At 59.3% G+C, this 19,817-nt stretch carries 21 protein-coding genes and 4 pseudogenes (1 of these 25 only partly in view); 11 read left to right on the top strand and 14 right to left on the bottom strand.

Annotated features, from left to right (window positions below; translation table 11 throughout):
* A pseudogene (locus C484_RS17450) lies at positions 1-508 on the top strand (site-2 protease family protein); it begins 576 nt to the left of the window's first position.
* A 47-nt stretch (positions 509-555) separates the two neighbouring features.
* Here the strand turns inward: C484_RS17450 and thiL are convergent.
* Positions 556-1,443, bottom strand: coding sequence for a thiamine-phosphate kinase (thiL, locus tag C484_RS17445; protein ID WP_006827208.1), 888 nt, complete (start codon positions 1,441-1,443; stop codon positions 556-558).
* Between the two features lie 102 nt (positions 1,444-1,545).
* Here thiL and C484_RS17440 point away from each other — a divergent pair, with 102 nt between their 5' ends.
* From C484_RS17440 to C484_RS17425, 4 genes are all read left to right on the top strand, one after another.
* Positions 1,546-2,001, top strand: coding sequence for a 30S ribosomal protein S19e (locus tag C484_RS17440; RefSeq protein WP_006827207.1), 456 nt, complete (start codon positions 1,546-1,548; stop codon positions 1,999-2,001).
* 193 nt (positions 2,002-2,194) lie between these two features.
* The gene (locus tag C484_RS17435; protein WP_006107651.1) at positions 2,195-2,545 is read left to right on the top strand and encodes a DNA-binding protein; all 351 of its coding nucleotides are present in this window, start codon (positions 2,195-2,197) and stop codon (positions 2,543-2,545) included.
* A 7-nt stretch (positions 2,546-2,552) separates the two neighbouring features.
* Positions 2,553-3,143: a DUF7411 family protein gene (locus C484_RS17430; RefSeq protein WP_006827206.1), complete on the top strand. Its 591-nt coding sequence runs from the start codon at positions 2,553-2,555 to the stop codon at positions 3,141-3,143.
* A 292-nt stretch (positions 3,144-3,435) separates the two neighbouring features.
* A complete protein-coding gene (locus tag C484_RS17425) occupies positions 3,436-3,681 on the top strand; it encodes a hypothetical protein (protein WP_006827205.1) in 246 nt (81 codons plus the stop codon).
* 285 nt (positions 3,682-3,966) lie between these two features.
* On the opposite strand, the gene C484_RS17420 is transcribed toward C484_RS17425, so the two are convergent.
* From C484_RS17420 to C484_RS17415, 3 genes and pseudogenes are all read right to left on the bottom strand, one after another.
* Positions 3,967-4,677, bottom strand: coding sequence for a class I SAM-dependent methyltransferase (locus C484_RS17420; RefSeq protein ID WP_049915608.1), 711 nt, complete (start codon positions 4,675-4,677; stop codon positions 3,967-3,969).
* Between the two features lie 366 nt (positions 4,678-5,043).
* A pseudogene (locus tag C484_RS25035) lies at positions 5,044-5,136 on the bottom strand (IS5/IS1182 family transposase); the annotation flags it as partial.
* A 238-nt stretch (positions 5,137-5,374) separates the two neighbouring features.
* Positions 5,375-5,848 (bottom strand): MaoC/PaaZ C-terminal domain-containing protein, encoded by a 474-nt coding sequence (locus C484_RS17415; protein ID WP_160164255.1) that lies wholly within the window; start codon positions 5,846-5,848, stop codon positions 5,375-5,377.
* A gap of 651 nt (positions 5,849-6,499) precedes the next feature.
* Between C484_RS17415 and C484_RS17410 the strand changes: the two genes are divergently transcribed.
* Together C484_RS17410 and hisS are read left to right on the top strand one after the other, a co-directional pair.
* Positions 6,500-6,718, top strand: a complete 219-nt coding sequence (locus tag C484_RS17410; RefSeq protein ID WP_239641005.1) for a hypothetical protein — start codon at positions 6,500-6,502, stop codon at positions 6,716-6,718.
* A 54-nt stretch (positions 6,719-6,772) separates the two neighbouring features.
* Complete coding sequence (gene hisS, locus C484_RS17405; RefSeq protein ID WP_006827201.1) at positions 6,773-8,074, top strand: histidine--tRNA ligase; 1,302 nt, start codon at positions 6,773-6,775, stop codon at positions 8,072-8,074.
* A gap of 67 nt (positions 8,075-8,141) precedes the next feature.
* Here hisS and C484_RS17400 read toward each other — a convergent pair whose 3' ends face one another.
* Positions 8,142-8,438 carry a hypothetical protein gene (locus C484_RS17400; RefSeq protein WP_006827200.1) on the bottom strand — a complete coding sequence of 99 codons (297 nt, stop codon included), beginning with the start codon at positions 8,436-8,438 and terminating at the stop codon, positions 8,142-8,144.
* A 212-nt stretch (positions 8,439-8,650) separates the two neighbouring features.
* Here C484_RS17400 and C484_RS17395 point away from each other — a divergent pair, with 212 nt between their 5' ends.
* From C484_RS17395 to C484_RS17385, 3 genes are all read left to right on the top strand, one after another.
* On the top strand, positions 8,651-10,141 hold the full coding sequence (locus C484_RS17395; protein ID WP_006827199.1) for a sulfatase-like hydrolase/transferase: 1,491 nt from the start codon (positions 8,651-8,653) through the stop codon (positions 10,139-10,141).
* Positions 10,142-10,255: 114 nt separating this feature from the next.
* The gene (locus tag C484_RS17390) at positions 10,256-10,699 is read left to right on the top strand and encodes a hypothetical protein (protein ID WP_083867374.1); all 444 of its coding nucleotides are present in this window, start codon (positions 10,256-10,258) and stop codon (positions 10,697-10,699) included.
* A gap of 185 nt (positions 10,700-10,884) precedes the next feature.
* Entirely contained in the window at positions 10,885-11,070 is a 186-nt protein-coding gene (locus C484_RS17385) for a hypothetical protein (protein WP_006663653.1), read from the top strand.
* A gap of 52 nt (positions 11,071-11,122) precedes the next feature.
* Here the strand turns inward: C484_RS17385 and C484_RS17380 are convergent, their stop codons facing one another.
* The 3 genes from C484_RS17380 to C484_RS17370 form a co-directional block, all read right to left on the bottom strand.
* Complete coding sequence (locus C484_RS17380) at positions 11,123-11,662, bottom strand: desampylase (protein WP_006827197.1); 540 nt, start codon at positions 11,660-11,662, stop codon at positions 11,123-11,125.
* Positions 11,659-12,630, bottom strand: coding sequence for a cobalamin-binding protein (locus C484_RS17375; RefSeq protein WP_006827196.1), 972 nt, complete (start codon positions 12,628-12,630; stop codon positions 11,659-11,661). Before C484_RS17375 ends, C484_RS17380 begins: the two co-directional genes overlap by 4 nt.
* 93 nt (positions 12,631-12,723) lie before the next feature.
* Positions 12,724-13,344, bottom strand: a complete 621-nt coding sequence (locus C484_RS17370) for a hypothetical protein (protein WP_006827195.1) — start codon at positions 13,342-13,344, stop codon at positions 12,724-12,726.
* A 172-nt stretch (positions 13,345-13,516) separates the two neighbouring features.
* On the opposite strand from C484_RS17370, the gene C484_RS17365 reads away from it, so the two are divergent.
* Positions 13,517-13,777, top strand: coding sequence for a hypothetical protein (locus C484_RS17365; protein ID WP_006827194.1), 261 nt, complete (start codon positions 13,517-13,519; stop codon positions 13,775-13,777).
* 176 nt (positions 13,778-13,953) lie between these two features.
* Here C484_RS17365 and C484_RS17360 read toward each other — a convergent pair whose 3' ends face one another.
* The 6 genes and pseudogenes from C484_RS17360 to C484_RS17355 form a co-directional block, all read right to left on the bottom strand.
* On the bottom strand, positions 13,954-15,486 hold the full coding sequence (locus tag C484_RS17360) for a carboxypeptidase M32 (RefSeq protein ID WP_006827193.1): 1,533 nt from the start codon (positions 15,484-15,486) through the stop codon (positions 13,954-13,956).
* A 1,279-nt stretch (positions 15,487-16,765) separates the two neighbouring features.
* Positions 16,766-16,900, bottom strand: a pseudogene (locus C484_RS23165) (IS5/IS1182 family transposase); the annotation flags it as partial.
* Between the two features lie 81 nt (positions 16,901-16,981).
* On the bottom strand, positions 16,982-17,938 hold the full coding sequence (locus tag C484_RS23160; RefSeq protein WP_152422734.1) for a hypothetical protein: 957 nt from the start codon (positions 17,936-17,938) through the stop codon (positions 16,982-16,984).
* A 207-nt stretch (positions 17,939-18,145) separates the two neighbouring features.
* Complete coding sequence (locus C484_RS22500) at positions 18,146-18,352, bottom strand: helix-turn-helix transcriptional regulator (protein WP_006827191.1); 207 nt, start codon at positions 18,350-18,352, stop codon at positions 18,146-18,148.
* A complete protein-coding gene (locus tag C484_RS23155) occupies positions 18,349-18,780 on the bottom strand; it encodes a hypothetical protein (protein WP_152422733.1) in 432 nt (143 codons plus the stop codon). Before C484_RS23155 ends, C484_RS22500 begins: the two co-directional genes overlap by 4 nt.
* A gap of 98 nt (positions 18,781-18,878) precedes the next feature.
* Positions 18,879-19,796 (bottom strand): annotated as a pseudogene (locus C484_RS17355) (transposase).
* Between the last annotated feature and the right edge of the window lie 21 nt (positions 19,797-19,817).

Below are 19,817 nucleotides of genomic sequence, written 5' to 3'. Positions count from 1 at the left end.
CCTGCCGCCGGTCGTCGCCGGAGACGCCCTCGTCCAGGACCCGGACGCGATTCAGATTCAACTCGGCTATCCCCCGTTACTCGAGTTCCTCGCCGCGATCACCGACCAGCCGCTGTACCGCGACGATCCGGCGATGGCGGTGAATCCGGTCGTCATCGGGGGCTGGGTCGGCATGTTCGTCACGTTCCTCAACCTGATCCCGGTCGGCCAACTCGACGGCGGCCACATTCTCCGGGCGATGGCCGGCAGGTTCCAGGAAACGATCGCGGCGCTGGTCCCGGGCGTCCTTTTCGGACTCGCCGCGTACCTCTATTACTGGGACGATTACAGCGGAAACGCGGTGGCTATCTGGGCGTTCTGGGGGCTGTTCACCGCCGTCCTTGCCTCGGTCGGCCCGGCCCAACCCGTGCGAGACGACGCGCTCGATACCGGCCGGTTTCTCCTCGGGATCGTCACCTTCGGTCTCGGTGTCCTCTGTTTCATGCCGGTTCCGGTCGCGGTCGGGTAACGAGTTCAGTTAGTTCCAGGGCCGTTCGCACGCGCTCACACTGAGTATTACCCGTGCGTGAATCCCCGATCCTCGAGTTCGGTGCCGTCCATCGTGATCCCGTCCTCGCGGGCGGTGACCGTTCCGAGTACCGAAACGGGGACCGCGGTCGCCTCGCGGACGGCGTCGAGTTCGGATTCCGGCACCGTCGCGACGAGTTCGAAATCCTCGCCGAAGGTGGTTGCGCGCTCGAGCGCGTCTTCATCGTCGTCCGTGTCGGTCACTGCACGGACCGAATCGTGGATCGGGATGCGGTCCGACTCGATCGCGAAGCCGCAGTCGCTCGCCTCGCCGAGTTGGTGAAGCGAGCGCGCGAGGCCGTCGCTCGAGTCCATCATCGCCGTCGCGCGGGCCGCGAGCGCCCGGCCGGCCGCGATCCGCGGCTCGAACCGAAACAGGTCGTTCGCCCGCTCGGCGTCGCCGCGCTCGAAGAACTCGAGTGCGGCCGCGCTGCGGCCGAGCGTCCCGGTCACGCAGACGAGTTCGTCCGTACTCGCACCGCCGCGCGTAACCGGGTCGTCTGCGAGGCGACCGATCGCCGTCGTCGCCACGGTGAACTCGTCGTGGCCGTCGAGGTCGCCGCCGACGTACTCGGCACCGACGAGGTCGCACACGTCGCTCGCGCCGCGCACGAACGCGAGCAGGTCCGCGCGGGTGAACTCGGGGACGGCGTAGGCGGCGACGGCGGCCGACGCCTCGGCACCCATCGCCGCAACGTCCGAGAGGGAGGCCCCAACGGCCCGCCAGCCGGCCGTATACTGCGTTGTGCCGTTCGGAAAGTCAGTCCGCTCGTGCAGCATGTCCGTGGTCACCACGAGGTCGTCGACGATCGCAGCGTCGTCACCGGCGGCGTCGAGTTCACCCGAGAGCAGCGCCAGGGCGGCCCGTTCGTCCATACCCCCCGTTTCGACTCGAGCGCGAAAAACGGTCCGGGATGCCCGGGACGACCCGGAGCGGATACGATGGTCTTAAATGCCGCGGAAGGGAACCCAACGGCAATGGCTACGATGTACGACGTTCCGGCGGACGACCTCATCGAGGCGCTCGCCGCGGACTTCGAGGACCGACTCGACGAACCGGAGTGGGGCGAATTCACCAAGAGCGGCGTCGACCGCGAACTGCCGCCGAAACAGGAAGACTTCTGGGCGACCCGCGCCGCAAGCCTCCTGCGCAAGGTCGCAGACCGCGGTCCGGTCGGTGTCGAGCGACTCGCAACCGAGTACGGCGGCGGCAAGAACGGCTCCAACCGCTATCAGGTCGCTCCCGACAAGCGCGCCGACGGCTCGCGCAACACGATCCGCACCATCCTCCAGCAGCTCGAAGAAGAGGATCTCGTCGAAACCGCCGAGGGCGAAGGTCGCCGCATCACCGCCGAGGGCCAGAGCCTGCTCGACGAAACCGCCGGCGACGTTCTCGAAGACCTCGACCGTCCGGAACTCGAGCGCTACGCCTGAACCGGTTTCGCTGAACTCGTCTTTCAGGGCGTGTTTTCGCCGATCGCGAACGGACAGTAGAGACAGCCGGCGGACGATCCGTTGCGATACTGGAAGACGACTGCTCGCGAGTGGGAGACGGACCGACATGTGGACTCGCCTCGATGTCGTCCGAAATCATTTTCCTCCGTGCGAAACAACTGTCCGTATAGCTATGAGTGGCTCACCTGACGAGGAGAAACTCGAGGAGCTTCGACAGAAGAAAATGGAACAGCTCCAGGATCGTGCCGAGTCCCAGCAGGGCGGCGAGGAGCAGGAAGCAGCCCGCCAGCAGGCCGAAGCCCAGAAGAAGGCGGTCCTGCGACAGCACCTGACCGACGACGCCCGCAAGCGACTCAACACGGTCAAGATGAGCAAGCCCCAGTTCGGCGAACAGGTCGAACGACAGGTCGTCAGTCTCGCCCGCAGCGGCCGCATTCAGGGCAAGATCGACGACGAGAAGATGAAACAGCTTCTCAAGGAACTCAAGCCCGACTCCAAGAGCTTCGACATTCAGCGCCGGTAGCGCAGGCATGGATCTCGGACTGCTCTACAGCGGGGGCAAGGACTCGACGCTCGCTGCGCTTCTCCTCGACGAGTTCTACGACGTGACCCTCACGACGGCACACTTTGGCATTAGCGACGACTGGAAACACGCCCGCGAGACCGCCCGCGCGACGGGATTCGCGTTCGAACGCCTCGAACTCGATCCCGACGTGGCCCATGAGGCGGTCGAGCGCATCCGCGAGGACGGCTTTCCGCGAAACGGGATCCAACACGTCCACCAGCAGGCGCTCGAAGCGCTCGCGGCTGACTCCTTCGACGCCATCGCCGACGGGACGAGGCGAGACGACCGCGTGCCAACGATCTCGCGCGCCCAGGCGCAGAGTCTCGAGGACCGCCACGAGGTCGACTACATCGCCCCGCTGTCGGGCTTCGGGCGTACCGCCGTGGACCGTCTCGTGGAGGCGCGGCTCGACGTGACCGTCGGCCCGAGCGAGGAGATCGATCGCGCGGATTACGAGGCCGAACTGCGGGCGATCATCGCCGAGGAGGACGGCCCGGCGGCCGTGGCTGAACTCTTTCCGGATCACGATCAGACGTACGTGACGGGCGTTCGATAGCGCTCCGGCGCTCTCGATCCGTTCTCGTTTCCGTCGCTTCCGATTCCTCACCCTGTGCGGTAGATATAAGTCACCACCAATCAACAATTAGAACGGAAGCCACCAAATGGACATGAAATGTCCCGGATGGTGATGACATCCGAGACGTGGCTTCCATGCGGTGTCGCACTGAAGCCATGTTTGCGTACATTCTCACGGGATATAAACATCCCGCACGCCTGATGCATCGACGGGTTCGACCAGTAGCGAGTCTCTCCTGCGAGAGTACGGGAACGGTGGGGTACCAGTCGGTATGACCGACGATACAGACTCCGAGCACGGAGCCGACAGCACGGATACAGGCACCGATGCAGACACCGCTCAGGGCTCGGCCACGACCGACACAGCGGACGAACCGACGAACTCGAGCCTCCCTCGGTGTCCCCGCTGTGACAGCCCCATCGCACAGACCACCATGATCGGCCCGGGCGAAGCCATCGCCGGCCCCTGCGGCTGTCGCGTCGCTCCACCAGTCCCGGATCGATCCGACTCGGACTAAGCCACCGCGAGACGAGTTCAGCAATCTGAACTCGGGTCGCGGCGGCCAGCCGAGTTGGCGGTGGGCTCGAGGCAGCGACACCACCACCACCATCGAAACCCCCTCGCCCGCCGGCTGAACTCGGTCCGTAATCGCGACGCGAGCGGTGTTGTCAAACCCTTCGAGGCCGCTTGAAATGAACGGATACAACAGCNCCTCGCCCGCCGGCTGAACTCGGTCCGTAATCGCGACGCGAGCGGTGTTGTCAAACCCTTCGAGGCCGCTTGAAATGAACGGATACAACAGCTAGCTCTCTCGTCTCACGGCCCGTAGACAGAGGAAGACCGGCTGCTTCGACTCCTTCTCAAATCGCTCTGGCCGTTGCTCTTTGAAGGCGTCCGTGGGCTGCGGTTCAGTTATCGCATCTATCCGAAAGCCCGCCTCGAGTAGTGGACTGAGTACTGCCGAAAATGGACGCCGGTAGTACGGAACAGGAGGTTCCCAATCCTTCGTTTTCTGCTCGATCTCGAAATAATTCATATCACCGTCAATATTGTATTCGTCGAGCGGGTGAATCACTGAAAATACGAAGAACCCACCCGGTTTGAGAAGGCGGGCGAATTCGGTGAACGGCTGGTGCCAGTTCTGTACGTAGTCGAGTGCGAGACCGCTCACAATACCGTCAAACTCATCTGCTGTTGCAAAATCAAGTGGGGCACCAAGATTTGCTTGATGAAACTCCGCTTGCCCGTCACTCCGCTCAGTAGCACGAGTAAGCATCTCTGTGCTCACATCAATGGCCACGACCTCGCCCCCATGGTCGAGTAACCATTCTGTGTATCTCCCGTTTCCACACCCTGCATCGAGAATCTGTTTCCCATCCACGTCCGGTATAAGAGCCGTCGTTCCCGGGAACTCCAAATGGGCGTTATACGCGGAGTTTTCCACGTCCTGTGCGTATGTATCCGCCAATTTGTCGTAGGCATCTTTCGCTATCGGCTCCTCTTCTGTAGTCATATTCGTTTCCTTACTGGTGTTCAATAATATACTGATGGGGTCCGGCACAATATCCGGAATGACCTGGTTTTGCGCCGGGTTCAGCCTATTGCAGGCGATTTCTATCCGCTGTGTTATTCGGATCGTCCCGCAGAGACCGTGAGTGCTTGTGGCCAAATCAAATAAACAAACTTGTATATAAATCAACCTGACACACATACTACAAAATACAATCACTTAGTTGATGGGATGACACGGGACAGTCCCTCCGACGAGAAGCACACGCCTGCACGCATGAATCGACGGACGGCGCTCGGCGCACTCGGCGCGAGTCTCCTCGCAACCGGGACCGGGTTCGGGATCGGCGGCGTGGGCGCAACGGATGGGTCCGCCCGTGAACTCGGCGGATTCGCCTCGACCACCAACAGCACTTTTAGCCAACGTCACGACCTTCCCAGTGAAGCGGGAGATTTTGGACATGAACCATCCGCCGTTTCCCGCTTCACCTTCCTAGATTTGACGGTCGAAGTCCGTGCCATCTGGCGATTCACCAGAGCCGGTCATTTCGAGACGGCTTACGAACCGGTGACAATGCACATAAAAACGGTAATTGCTGACAGTATATCAGCAGGGAACGTTCCTGCTGGCAGGGGAAAGCCATGAGGCATTCACACAACATGGGAAAGTTCTCTACGCCGCTCTCGGCATATAGTCTGTGTTAGCTGCTATTTTCCATGATAAACATCAGTGTTAACTTCATATCCATAACTTCCTCATTATTTTGATTGGAGACAATTACTTCCATGCTCACAAGCCCACGGTTGTCGTTCCATGGCTGTTTCTCGATGATTTCACGATGTAAGGAGAGCGTATCACCAGGGCGAACAGGCTGCTCCCAGCGTAGCTCATCAATCCCCCATCCCCCTAGGGTGCTTAGGGCATACTCGTCGTGCTCGGCGATTAGTCGAGAGGCAATAGCGATCGTCTGGATCCCGCTTGCAATCAACCCTCCATATACGAAGTCTTTAGCTGCCTTTTCATCAGTATGAGTTGGATGGGGGGTGTACTGCTTGCCAAACGAAATTATTTCGTCTCGTTCAACAGTATAATCTCCGTACTCCTGTGACTCACCGGCCGAAACATCTTCAAAGCACACATCACCAGGGACACTATCAATACTATATTCCTCCATAGTTAATGTCATATCTCATAATATATATGTTTATGGGTTGACCACAAGCATCCCAAAGAGCTCGCGATCGAGAAGCCGGTGCTGGTCGAGTGCATCCGCGTTATTGGTCATCCGCAGCTGACAGAGGGATCCTAGGGTTCAACGTTGACAGCGAAGAGGCAGTCCCGATGCTTGGTTAGATGGGGGCGGTGGGGCAGAAGTCTTCACAGACTCTGTAAGTGCCGATCTTGGGTCGATGAATAATCCAATTTTCCACTGTTGTCCTACTGAAAAGGTCAGCTGACTCGGGCTCGTTTATATGGGTGACTCAGTCCAAGATCCGCTGAAGCAGGCCTTGAGACGNTGTCCTACTGAAAAGGTCAGCTGACTCGGGCTCGTTTATATGGGTGACTCAGTCCAAGATCCGCTGAAGCAGGCCTTGAGACGTATTCTGCCCCACCGCCGAAGCAGTGGACGAAATGCTCTTGACGGTGAACTCGACATGAAACTGAAACTTGGACGCGGATCACAGCCGATTCTCCGGCATCGTTACTGCCGTTCAGGGGGACGATAGACTATGCCGGATCCGGCCAGTTCGTCGAGGCGATCGCGCCTCGCACAACGATCTTGCTTCCGTTTGCCCTGCTGTGGGTTCTCCTGGGAGTGTATCTGGTGCTCCTCGAGTTCATCGAGGAGTCGGTAGTCCTCGAGATTGTCGAAGGAACGCTCGGGATCGTAATGGCACCGGTCGACGCGCTCGTGCACCGAACGGGCGGATTCTTCCGCGAAAGCGCTGTCGGGGCGTCGGTCGGGTACGTACTCCTGCTCGGCTACTTCTACGGCATTGCGAACGTCATCGGGCTCGCAATCGAAGCACTCGCGGGACGCTGAAAGCGACGTTCCCAAACGAAAGGATAGAAGTCCGCCCTCGGTGAACCACCAGTCATGTACGACCGGATCAAGGGCTTTCGTGACTTCTATCCGGGCAAGATGGCCGCCAGACGGGCGACCATCGACACCCTGGAGGACACCGCCCGCGGCTACGGCTTCCGCGAAATCGGGACGCCGGCGCTCGAACGAGCCGAGATGTGGACTGACAAGAGTGGCGACGACATCGTCGAAGAACTGTACTCCTTCGAGGATCAGGGCGGCCGTCACGTCACCCTGACGCCCGAACTGACCCCGACCGTCGCCCGGATGGTCGTCGCCAAGCAACAGGAACTCTCGAAGCCGATCAAGTGGTTCTCGACCCGTCCCTTCTGGCGCTACGAGCAGGTCCAGCAGGGCCGCCAGCGCGAGTTCTATCAGACGAACGTCGACATCTTCGGCTCCTCGGAACCCGAAGCAGACGCCGAAATCCTGGCCTGGGCCGCCGACGCACTAACGAACCTTGGGCTCACCGACGAGCACTTCGAGTTCAGAATCTCCCACCGGGACATCTTGGGCGGCGTGCTCGAGACCTACGATGCGGACGTGGATATCGACGACGCGATCCGCGCAGTCGACAAGTCGGACAAGCTCTCGACGGCGGAGTACCACGATCTGCTGATCGGGGCGGGACTCACGGCGGAGCAGGCCGTCGAGTTCGACGAACTCGTCGCCGGTGGCGATCTCGAGGCAGTCAGAGCGTTCGCGGACACCGATCGCGTCGACGCTGCGGTCGACAACCTCCAGCACGTCCTCGAGGCGGCCGACGATTTCGGCGCGCGCGAGTACTGTACGATCTCGCTCGAGACGGCCCGTGGACTGGATTACTACACGGGCGTCGTCTTCGAGTGCTTCGACTCCGCGGGCGAGGTCTCGCGGTCGATCTTCGGCGGCGGCCGCTACGACGACCTGATCGAGAGCTTCGGCGGGCAGCCGACGCCCGCGGTCGGCGTCGCACCCGGTCACGCGACGCTGGCGCTGTTGTGCCAGCGCGCCGGCGTCTGGCCCGACGAGGAGGTGACGACGGACTACTACGTCCTCCAGATCGGCGACACCCGAACGGAGGCGTCCCGGATCACCCGCGAACTCCGCGAGCGCGGCCATGTCGTCGAGACGGATGTCGCCGGGCGCTCCTTCGGCTCGCAGTTGAACTACGCGGACTCCATCAACGCCGAGACGGTCGTCATCGCCGGCGAACAGGACCTCGCAAACGATGAGGTGACGATCAAAGATATGAACTCGGGCGACCAGATGCAGGTCCCCGTCGAGGAGTTCCCGGGTGAGTACGAGCGTCCGACGTTCGCGGACTTCGACTCGTAACGCATCGAAAATCGAGAACGGATCGCCGCCGTGCGGTTCGTTCCGACCGTTTCCGGTCGGCCGAACGTTAGTTTTTCTCGAGTTCGACGGTCGGTTCGGCCTCGGTTTCCGTCTCGGACTCAGGTACGGTCCCAGTTCCAGTTTCGGTTCCGGTCCCGGTTTCGATTGCGGTCCCACGCTCGCGGTCACTTGCCGTCACGCTGTCGAGTTCGTCGGCGGGAATCGGCTCGACGAGATCGGCCCGCTTGATCGGCGAGTGACCGGTTTCGACGTGGTGGTCGATCATCGCCAGATCGAGTTCAGTCGCTGCGTCGTCATCGGCCCGGTGACTCCACTCACATTCCCCACAGGATGCCGTTGGCACGCGTGACGCATTGAACTGGGGCGTAATGAGCGTACGGGTTTACTGGGAGCGTGTTTATGGGACACGCAGTAGTCGAGCGAGAGTTGAGAGGGAAATTGAGAGGAAATGGGAAGGAGCGAGCGGTGAATGGGAAAGGCAAGGCAAGAGGCGGTACGGGAACGGGAGCAGATCCAGGTCCCATCGTTAACTGCAGCGCCGACGTAACGGGAACGATGGCCGATGCTGACACCAGACCAAACGTCCTGCTCGTCCTCACCGACCAGGAGCGCTACGACTGCAGCGCCCGCGACGGGACGGTCGCCGACACCGTCGAGACCGATACGATAGATCACCTCTCGGCAACCGGCATGCGCTTCGAGCACGCGTTTACGCCGATCAGTATCTGCTCGAGCGCCCGCGCGTCGCTGCTAACCGGCCAGTTCCCCCACGGCCACGGCATGCTGAACAACTGCCACGAGGGCGACGCGCTCCAGCCGAATCTCCCGCCCGGGATCCCGACGTTCGCCGGGGAACTCGACGCCGCCGGCTACGACTGTACGTACACCGGCAAGTGGCACGTCGGGCGCGATCAGACCCCCGACGATTTCGGCTTCTCCTATCTCGGCGGCAGCGACAAACACCACGATAACATCGACGACGCGTTCCGCGAGTACCGCGCCGAACGCGGGACGCCGATCGGCGAAGCCGAACTCGAAGACGTGATCTACACCGGCGACGATCCGCGAGACGACGGCGACGGGACGTTCGTCGCGGCGAAGACGTCGATCGACGTCGAGGAAACCCGGGCCTGGTTCCTGGCCGAGCGGACGATCGACGCCATCGAGGCACACGCGGATGGCGACCGCGACAGCCCCTTCTTCCACCGAGCGGACTTCTACGGCCCGCACCATCCCTACGTCGTACCCGAGCCCTACGCCTCGATGTACGACCCCGACGAGATCGAACCGCCCGAAAGCTATGCAGAGACCTACGCGGGCAAGCCCCAGGTGCAGGAAAACTACCTCGACTACCGCGGCGTCAGCGGCTTCGACTGGGACCGCTGGGCCGAAGCGATCGCGAAGTACTGGGGCTTCGTCACGCTGATCGACGACCAGTTCGGACGGATCCTCAATGAACTCGACGACCGGGGGCTGACCGAGGAGACCGTCGTCGTCCACGCTTCGGACCACGGCGATTTCATCGGCGGCCATCGCCAGTTCAACAAGGGGCCGCTGATGTACGACGATACGTACCACATTCCGTTACAGGTGCGCTGGCCCGGCGTTACCCGATCCGGAGCGATCTGTGACGCGCCCGTTCACCTGCACGATCTGGCGGCGACGTTCCTCGATATCGGCGATGTGTCGATCCCCGAGACCTTCGATTCGCGGAGTCTCGTCCCCCTGCTCGAGAACGGCGGCGATCCCGACGCCGTCGCGATGGAGTGGCCCGACTCGACCGTCGCACAGTACCACGGCGACGAGTTCGGTCTCTACACGCAGCGGATGGTTCGCACGGACCGCTACAAGTACGTCTACAACGGACCCGGCGTCGACGAACTGTACGATCTCGAGGCCGATCCAGCGGAGTTGCAGAATTTGATTGACCACCCCGACTACGCGGATGAACGGCGGGAACTCCGAACGCGGTTAATCGAGTGGATGGACGAGACGGGGGACCCGAATCGGAAGTGGGTACCTAGCGTGCTCCGGGCGGCGGAGTAGGCGGTCGTTCACTGTGAGGGCATCGTACGAACGGAGACGGGACACCGAGTTTATACCGCAACCGTGGGTATGCTTCTGTATGAACTACACCGCCGGCAACGGGAGGGAGATGCGATGACGAACGGGGAGGACGCGAGTGCAGATCCGAACAGTGACGATGAGCGAACCGAGCGGGCGGCCGAGTACGAGGCGATGGCCGACGCACTCGAAGACCTGGTGGTCGAGTTGCGCGACGAACCGATCAAAGAGTCCCAGCTTGAGGGACTGTTCGACGAGGCGACGACGAGCGATCCGCGCATCTGGAACACCGTGACGGCGTTTATCGACGTCGAGGACGGCGAGGCGGTCGTGACGGACGAGTCGAAGTTAGCGCAGGGTAGTTGGGCACCGGAGATCGTCGAGGGCTGCGATACGATGGTGACGATCGACGTTCAGCGCGGGTTGATGCCGGACGACTTCACGTACGCCGTCGGCAAGAAATTGAGCCAGCAGATCGAGGAGTTCAGAGCGAAGGCGGCGGAGGCGCGGGCGGACGACGAGACGGATAGTAACAACTGAAACGGTGTCCACACTGATCGCACAGCCGTCGGACGATGAGGTGCACACTGACCGTCACTGGCTACGATAGCCAACATTCGGAGCGAAGCCAGGAGCGAGCTAGGGCAGCCTTTCCTCGCACACCGGCGGTCGAGAATCAAGACCGAAATCCCGACAGTTATACTGTCAGTCGAGAATGAACTCGCATGAGCATAGCGTTTCTCTCCGGTGCGCCGGGCGGCGCAGGATTCTTCGTGGTGTTTGTACTTCTCCTCATCGTCCCGATACTCATTATCGCCGCCGTCGCCAACGCTTCCGGTGGAAACCACGACGCCGACGAACGGATTGCGGCCCTCGAACGGCGAGTGGACGAGCTCGAGGACGAACAATAGTAGCGATGGAGAGACACAACCGCGAGAGCGACCACCCGATGGACCCCGATTTTCACTCCGTGCGGAGCCGGTCACGTTCGAAATAACCGCCGTCGGCAGCCTCGCCGTCTTCGGCCGCCGTCTCGGCTGCTGTGTCGCCGCCGGCATCCGCCCGCCAGCGCCACGATCCGACCGCGAACGGGTCGAGCGAGACGATCAGGTACGACCGGTCCGCCCAGGTCGCCGCGTCGATATCCGTCTCGCTCGGACGCGGCGGGCCGCGCGGATGTGAGTGGTAGAACCCGACGATCTCCTCGCCGCGAGCCTCGAGTCGCTCGAAGCGTTCGAGCTGTTCCTCGGGATCGATCCGGTATCGCGTTCGCGGCGTCTCGGCGACGTTCGTCGCGGGATACTGCGATCGGACGTGGCTCCGCTCGGGACCGAACGCCCCGCCGAGAATCCCACAAATCTCCTCGGGATCGCCCTCGCGAGCGCGGTCACAGATCGCCCGCCGAATCGCCTCAGGGACGACGAGCGTCGGGCTGCATTCGTCGCCACCGGAGCGCGAACCGGCGGTGTCGGCTGCAGCGTCGGAAGCCGGATCGCGGGTCACGACTCCATCTGTACGTCGAGTTCAGCTGCAGTCGTCGAGCGGTGTTCCAGTTCGGCGAATGGAATCGTGAACTCGTCGCCCGCGGGTGCGTCGTCGCTGTCGTCGAACAGGTCGGGTTGAACGATGGGCGCGAGCGCTTCGAGCGTGTCGACGAGCCGCGGACCGGGACGGTTGAGGTAGTGGTTGCCGTCCATCGCCCAGACGCGGCCCTCGCGGACGGCGGTCAGGTCCGCCCAGCCGTCGCGCTCGGTCAGGTCGGACAGGTTTGCGGCCGTCTGGTCGAGGTCGAAGCCGCAGGGCGCGACGACGATGCATTCGGGGTCGTAGTCGCGGATCTCGTCCCACTCGCGCGGCCGAGAGCGCTCGCCGGGGTCGGCCAGGCCGTACTCGCCGCCGGCCCACGAGACGAGTTCGGCCGTCCAGTGGCCGGCGACCATGACGGGATCGGTCCAGTCGAAGACGGCGACGCGCGGGCGTTCCTCGTCGGTCAGGTCGACAGTGTGCTCCCTGAGGCGGGCGGTCCTGGCTTCGAGTTCCGCGCGGAGGGTCCGCGCGCGCTCCTCGCGGTTCGTTGCGCGGCCAATGCGCGTTACGTCCGAGAGCACGTCCGCGACGCTGTGGGGATCGGTCGTCAGGAGCTCCGGATCAACGGGAATTTCCTCGATGGCGTCCTCAACGATGACCTCGTCGACGGCACAGACATCGCACATCCCCTGCGTGACGACGAGGTCGGGATCGAGTTCGGCCAGCGTCTCGGTGTCGATATCGTAGACGCCGCCGGTGGCCGCGTCGAGCACCTGCCGGTCGATTTCGTCGCTCGAGGCGTCGGCGTCGATCAGCGATCGGGTGATCGACGGGCGCGATTCGACCCGGGGTGGATAGTCACATTCGTGTGAGACGCCGACGGGTTCGAGACCGAGCGCGGCGACGATTTCGGTCGCCGAGGGGAGCGTCGTGACGACGTTCATGATCGGATGTACACGGCGAGTGAACAAAAACGACGGGCCGGCGATGAGCAGTCGGCGATCAGCGATCAGCGATCAGCGGTTAACGACCGGCGATCACCGTTCCGAGCCGGTGTCGAAGCGCTCGGGGTCATCAGCGGCATCGATGTCGGTATCGGAATCAGACTCGGCGTCGGTACCGGTACCGGCATCGGCATCGGACTCCGCCCCGAACTCCCGTTCGCGCGTCGCGTCCGTCGACCGGCCGCTGTCACCCACACTATCCCTGTCGCCGCCCTCGGCGTCGATATCGAACTCGTCGGTCGCGAGTTCGTCGCCGTCGGCGACGATGTGTCCGTCCCGGATTTCGATCGTCACGCCGTCCTGGGCCGATTCGTTTCCGAGGAGGGCGTCCGTCGCGGACTCGACCTCCTGGTTGACCGACCAGGCAAAGCGGAGGACCGACTCGAGTTCGGTGCCGGCCTGGCGGGCGCGGGGGCCGGTCGTGAGTTCGCCGAGGCTCACCGCACTTTCGGGGTGGAGGTACTGGATCGGGTGGTCGTTCGGAACCTCGTGGAGGTCGACATCGAACGACCAGAGGTACGGCAAGAGCTGGACGGCGTAGCCGCTCGGTTTCGGCGCGCGGCGGCCGGCGGTTGACATGAGCGTTGCGAGGGCGGTCGTTCCCGCGTCAGTGTCGTAGTAGACGCCGGGAGCGCCCGGAATTGAGAGTCGCATACTCGATTCTGGAGATCACGACGGGAGAGTCTAGACCTGGCAGTGCCAGCCCGCTTTTATAGGGCAGGGACCAAAGGAGGCCCGTCGTCGCCGGTCGCCGCTGCGATCTCGTCTCCCGCGTCTCCCGCGCCACCCCGCCCGCTATTATCCGTCGTGTTCTAGTAGCGAACGTATGGCCGAAACACCTGCATCGTCCCGCGAATGCCACCGGCGCAGTTGCGACGAACCGGCGGCGTTCGTCGTCCGCGAGCGGTATCAGGAAGAGACCGGCAAGGGTGCCGTGGAGGCGGAGGCGGTTCTCTGTCACGCGCACACCGCCGAGGAGCACCCGACGAATCTCGACGGGGCCTACGCGGAGTACGTCTTTCGGGTCGACCCGCTTCCGGAGGCTGTCTCCGACGACGCGCCGTCATCGAATCGATCGAACGAGTGACTACTGACTAGTGACTAGTCACTAATCACTAATCACTAATCACTAATCACTAATCACTAATCACTAATCACTAATCACTAATCACTAATCACTAATCACTAATCACTAATCACTAATCACTAATCACTAATCACTAATCACACCGGACCAACCGAATCGAACCTCGGCTGCTCGGCTCAGTACTCGTCGAGGTCGTACAGATCGCTGTACTTCGATTTCACGTGGGCGAGGAAGGGGTCCGCCCCGAGTTCGTCGCCGGTGGCCCGCTCGATCAGTTCCGGCGTCGTGTAGCGCTTGCCGTGCCGGTGGATGTTCTCGCGAAGCCAGCCGTTGAGGCCGCTGAACTCGCCCTCGCGGATCTGCTCATTGAACTCGCCCCGGTCGTCCTCGGCGGCGGCGTAGAGCTGGGCCGCCAGCACGGAGCCGAGCGAGTACGTCGGGAAGTAGCCAAAGGAGCCGTGGGACCAGTGGATGTCCTGCAGACAGCCCTCCGCGTCGGTGTCGGGGCGCACGCCCAGGTACTCCTCGTACTTGTCGTTCCAGGCGTCGGGAACCTCCGAGACATCGAGGTCGCCCGCGATCAGATCGCGCTCGATTTCGAAGCGGATCACGATGTGGAGGTGGTAGGTGAGTTCGTCCGCTTCGGTGCGGATGAGGTTGTCGTCGTACACCTGATTCGCGGCCTCGTAGGCCGCCTCAGGGGTGACCGACTCGAGTTCGGGGAAGCGCTCGCGAGCGGTCGGCAGGAAGTACTCCCAGAAGGCCCGCGAGCGGCCGACGTGATTCTCCCAGAGCCGGGACTGGGACTCGTGTACGGAGAGGTCCCGCGCTTCGCCGAGCGGCGTCCCGTAGCCGTCGTCGGGCAGGCCGAGCGTGTAATTCGCGTGGCCGAACTCGTGGATGGTCGAGGTGATCGAGCCGAGCAGGTCGTCCGGGTCGAACCGGGTCGTCACGCGGGCGTCGAACTGCGTTCCCGTGGAGAAGGGATGCGGTGCGGTATCCAGGCGGCCCCGGTCCCAGTCGTAGCCGAGCGCATCGAGGGCGTCGCGGGCGAGGGCTTCCTGATCGTCGTCGTCGAACGTCCCCGCGAAGGCGTCCGTTTCGAGGTCGGCGTCGCTGTCCTGGACGGCGTCGATCAGCGGCACGAGTTCATCGCGCAGTCGCTCGAGGATTCGCTCTGCGGTCTCGAGGTCGATGTAGGGTTCGTAGTCGGCGAAGAGGACGGCGTAGGGATCTTCGTCGGGGTCGATGTGGTTCGCGTACTCGCGCTGTAACTCGACCAGTTTCTCGAGGGTGGGCGCGAACTCCTCGAAGTCGTCGTTCTCTCTGGCGCGTTTCCAGACGGGATGGGCGTTCGCGGTCGTCTCGGAGATTTCCGCGACGAGTTCCTGTGGGACGCTCGTCTCGCGGTCGTAGCGCCGCCGGACCTCGCGGACGACGGCGGTTTGCTCTTCGTCGAGTTCGCTCGACTCGAGTTCGTCGAGCAGGTCGCCGGTCTCGTCGGCGGTGAGGAGTTCGTGGCTGACGGAGGAGAGCGTCGAAAGTTGTTTCGCGCGGGCCGGCGTGCCCTCGTCGGGCATGACGACCTCCTGGTCCCACTGCAGGACGCCGGCGGCGTTCGAGACGTTGGCGATGCGTTCGACGCGCGATTCGAATGCGTCGTAGGTGTCAGTCCCCTCGCTCTCGCTTTGGGCCTGATCGGTTGCCATGGGCGTTTGGTACGCGAGGGCGAAGTATCAACCCCCTGGTTCCGGGTCTTTCGGGTGGTTTCACTTGGGGTTCTTCACATTCGCCAGGTGGAGGCGCATCAATTGTCGTCGTGAGTCGAGTTCACCGACGAAGTGATTACTTATCGAACCGCTGCCCGACGGTAGTGTCTACGGCGACACTGAACTCGGGAGTCGGGTTTGTGATGGTATCTTCCAGGGATGTGATCTGACAGTTTCCTCGGGTTGGATTTCGTGTGCAAGAGATAGCTGCGTGTCCCCAAGGGGGCAGCGCCAAAAAATCACACCTTCCTTAGCTCCGCACGCTGAACTCTAGTTGAAGCACACGAAATAATCGTCTCTGGCTAATGGGTTAGCGTGAGTTCTGACCGATAATAGAATTCAATAGTTTTGATGGATTAGCTTAGCCGAAAAACTCATTAGTCTCTCGCATAGTCAATAACGATGGCGACGTTTATAGATGTATTCTACGAGCTATTGCAGCAAACCCTCCGAAGCGATCGTTTACTTATGAAGAATTGAAAGAACGAACCGCTCAGCAATGCATCGGAGAAAAATCACCTAGTGGATCAAGTATTATTGGTAGCTGCAAAAAGATGGATGAACTTGTTAAAGAACGGTTCCCAACTCAACGAGCTCTTGAATGGGATGACACGAAACAATCGCTGCATATCCCCGATCCGTATCTTCTATTCTACCTACGGTGGTCAGGTCAACTAAACATCTTGGACAATTAGGATAGAACTTGTTTGATTCCCATTCCTTACGATTGGATACCACAGAAATAAATCGCTTAGATATACACACGTGTTCAGAATAACGATATATTGCCAAATAACAGATAAGGAGGCCACTGCCAATCTTGGCGATATTGTATTGCGCGTCCTTGCTTCCCGAGGCTGTGTTCTAACTGAATCTGAGAATAGACGACGGTCCGCGTGCCCGAGTTCAGCCAACCAAGACGATCTGAGTTACTGTGATTACACTAGTGGGCTCTGGTGAATCGCCATAGAGCGTTGGGTTAGACCATGTTAGTGGCACTGTGAATGAGTACNTCTGAGTTACTGTGATTACACTAGTGGGCTCTGGTGAATCGCCATAGAGCGTTGGGTTAGACCATGTTAGTGGCACTGTGAATGAGTACGATCACTTCGCCAGCAGAGATTCGCTAGAAGTTGAAGCCAGAAGTGTCCCAGAGTAGTGCATCGAGCCGCCTGATCTAGTGTCTGAAGTCGCCGTCATCTAGCGATTCACCAGAGCCGAGCAAGACAATGTGCTGGTGCAGCATGTAGCGTCGTTTTGAGAACTTCGACGAGTACCGGGCGACTGCTCGCTGAGCCAAGTGCATCGCTTGCTCAACAAACCAGAGCAACTGTGACTTTGGGAGGGCCTGCATTCAGTCAAACTGCCGGGTGAACCTATAACTCTCTGAGGATTTCAACAGAGCCGGTGTGCTGGAACAGATGAAATAGTAAGTCTACGCAGACCCACAGAAAACGTCACCAACACAACCAGTATTCACACAGGCAGCACCTGCCGCTGTTGCAGGATTTGGTGAGAGTCCTGCTAAAGTAGCGGCAGTGCCACAGAGCGCGGAACCACCGGTATTGCCAAGACAGCAACCCGCACCACACCCACAGGCTGCACAGCCGAAACATGCGAATAGACCGGGTAAGTTTCCAAGACCTGCAGATGCACACGCTGCACATCCGGTACCACACCCTGTCACCCATGCGATAATACTGAAAACATCCCCAGGGCAATAACCTTGGGTGCTAATGTCGTCGTTTGACGCAATCTCTGTTGCAATATCATCCTTATTTAAGTCAAATACAACCTTCGTATTGTATTTATTACCCGACTCAGAGATAGTAGAGGTATCAACGTTATTTTGCTGCGTTACGGTAAACGAGGTAATCGTATGCATATCGTCTGTGATCATCTCGATAGCAGGATCTTCCGATCCTACGTGAGACACCATCGCACCATTTTTCTCACGACCAATATCAGTATAGTTGCCGGTACGTAGGACCCAGTTGTCGCGTGTTTCGTCATCTGTCCAAACATAATGTGCTAGATCTTTTCCATCACCGGTAGTGAGATACGATGAAATCTGCTGATCGTTCTCAGTTATCGGAATGGAAACAAACGTTGTCGGCTCTTTGTCGCCAATTTCTGCCTTTGTAGCCTTTGCACTGTCTAAAGTCGTTCCATATCCTCGGTTCGCTAAGGTTTTCTCAATACTAGATGAGCGAAGAGCAGAATAAGCCTGCTTGACTGCAGACTCTTTTTTTCTACCAGAGAGGGTCTCTCGATTCACGGCATCTTCTGGGTTAGAAGATGCTGCACCTGTTCCAGACGCTGCTGCCATTCCAGCCAAACTGGAACCAGTAGCTTTCAATACCGATCGACGGTTGAATTTGTTATTTGACATAGCATATAGCAATTTCAATTGGTTGCTTTAAAATCTATCTAATTAAGACACATATGATAATATAAAAAATAATATGATTATGGATGGTATTGAAATCTGTTATTATGATGCATACAACATTATCGCCCCCACATATATGGGGAATAGTAATAAAATTTCGTATTACCTAATATAGTTATGTCAAATTCATACAAATCCATATATGAATTAGCCATTATTATAGATCCAAAACAAATCCTCAACAGAGGTATTAAACCAATTAGCCAATGAAAGAGCTAGTTCCAGACTTGGATTGTACTTCCGTGTCTCAATAGCATTGATTGTTTGACGCGATACACCAACTTCCGCTGCTAATTTTTCTTGTGTAATACCTTCTTTGTCCCGGTAGGACTTCAAATCGTTTTCAACAATCATAGCCCGTAAGTTCGGTAATACATCCATGAACAGAGATAGACAATTAGCCCCGGAACAAGAAGTATGACTAAACCAAATTCAGTACTGGGATCCACTCGCTGATAGACCCAGTCTAGAATGATTGATGGGGCAGATACAATAAAAGGAGGGAGGAGTATCATTGTCAAAAATGCGTTGTAGCTAGCCTGGACGCGATACTGCTTTGCTCGCTCATCTTGTACGACGTCTGGTCGCTTATAAGCCTGGTATAAACGATAACAACCAACACCCATGAGAAGACTAATAATAACAGCACCCACACCAAGAAGTTCTTTTCCAGACCAGATTAAGCCACCACCGATAACAAAAAAAGACGGAGCGAGTATGCTCGCAATGCCGAACCGAATAAGTCCGATTACTTCTGTTGTCTTATTGTTTGATAGAGTCATGTAAAGATATCTTTACTCCCGAATAATAAACGTTCCCCCTCCGAAGACGGGGCGGTTAGTTTGGACGGCTTTGTTGAATCGCTGTAAGACGGTGGATTTCACTGTGTGACGGCACATTTGATGTTGTAGACGACACATCAGAGCAATTTCACGGAACTCTCGATACCAGGTACGCGCTCGCACGGCGTAGCCGAGCGAGCGCTTGACGGCTGAGTTGACGGTTTCGGTCATTGACCGCTGAGCGTACCGATCTTCGCCAATGCGGGCGTTGTGTGCATGATCGTACGGGGCGAAGATCCGGTGTTTGATTAACGGGCGAATGTCGAGTTCACAGAGTCGTTCTCGGAGTTGTTGATTGTCATAGCCCTTATCAGCGGCCAGAGAGCGCAGATCGCCCGCCGAAACGCGGGCGATCTGCTCACAGAGATCTGCGTCGCTGCCTTCTAACGTCGTCGAGCAGTGAAGATCAAGCACAGCTTGCGTTGCTGTATCGACNGGGCGATCTGCTCACAGAGATCTGCGTCGCTGCCTTCTAACGTCGTCGAGCAGTGAAGATCAAGCACAGCTTGCGTTGCTGTATCGACGAGCTTTGTAACTTTGAGCGTCTGAATGCGATGATTCGTTCGTTGGCAGTAGTGGCGACTTGTACGATCTCGTTCATAGAACGTTGCGTCGATCGCAGCGTGCTCAGAGAGGTTGTGTAGCTGCGCCGACTGGCGCAGCAACACTCGACAAACGCTCATCTCGATTCGATCAAACGCCTTACACAGCGTGGAAGGTGCGGGGAGATCGGCCGTATTAAGGCCGATATCCCTTGTTATTTGCGGCATTTCCTTCAGAAAATCGATCGTCATTCGATAGGACGAATCGAGGTAAATACGGAGACAATGCAGCGAAACGAGGGCATAGTCGGCGAATCCGCCGCCACCGCTTGGGGCGGCGGATTTGCCTCGTTCACCCGTAACGCTTTGTGCAATCGAGACACAACGTTCGGTGAAGCGGAAGATTTGCGTCATGGGCAACCAAATTTCCCGCTT

Source organism: Natrialba taiwanensis DSM 12281 (assembly GCF_000337595.1).
Lineage (GTDB): Archaea > Halobacteriota > Halobacteria > Halobacteriales > Natrialbaceae > Natrialba > Natrialba taiwanensis.
Note: the sequence above shows the minus strand (reverse complement) of the source record. Positions and strands in the feature narration are given on the sequence as shown.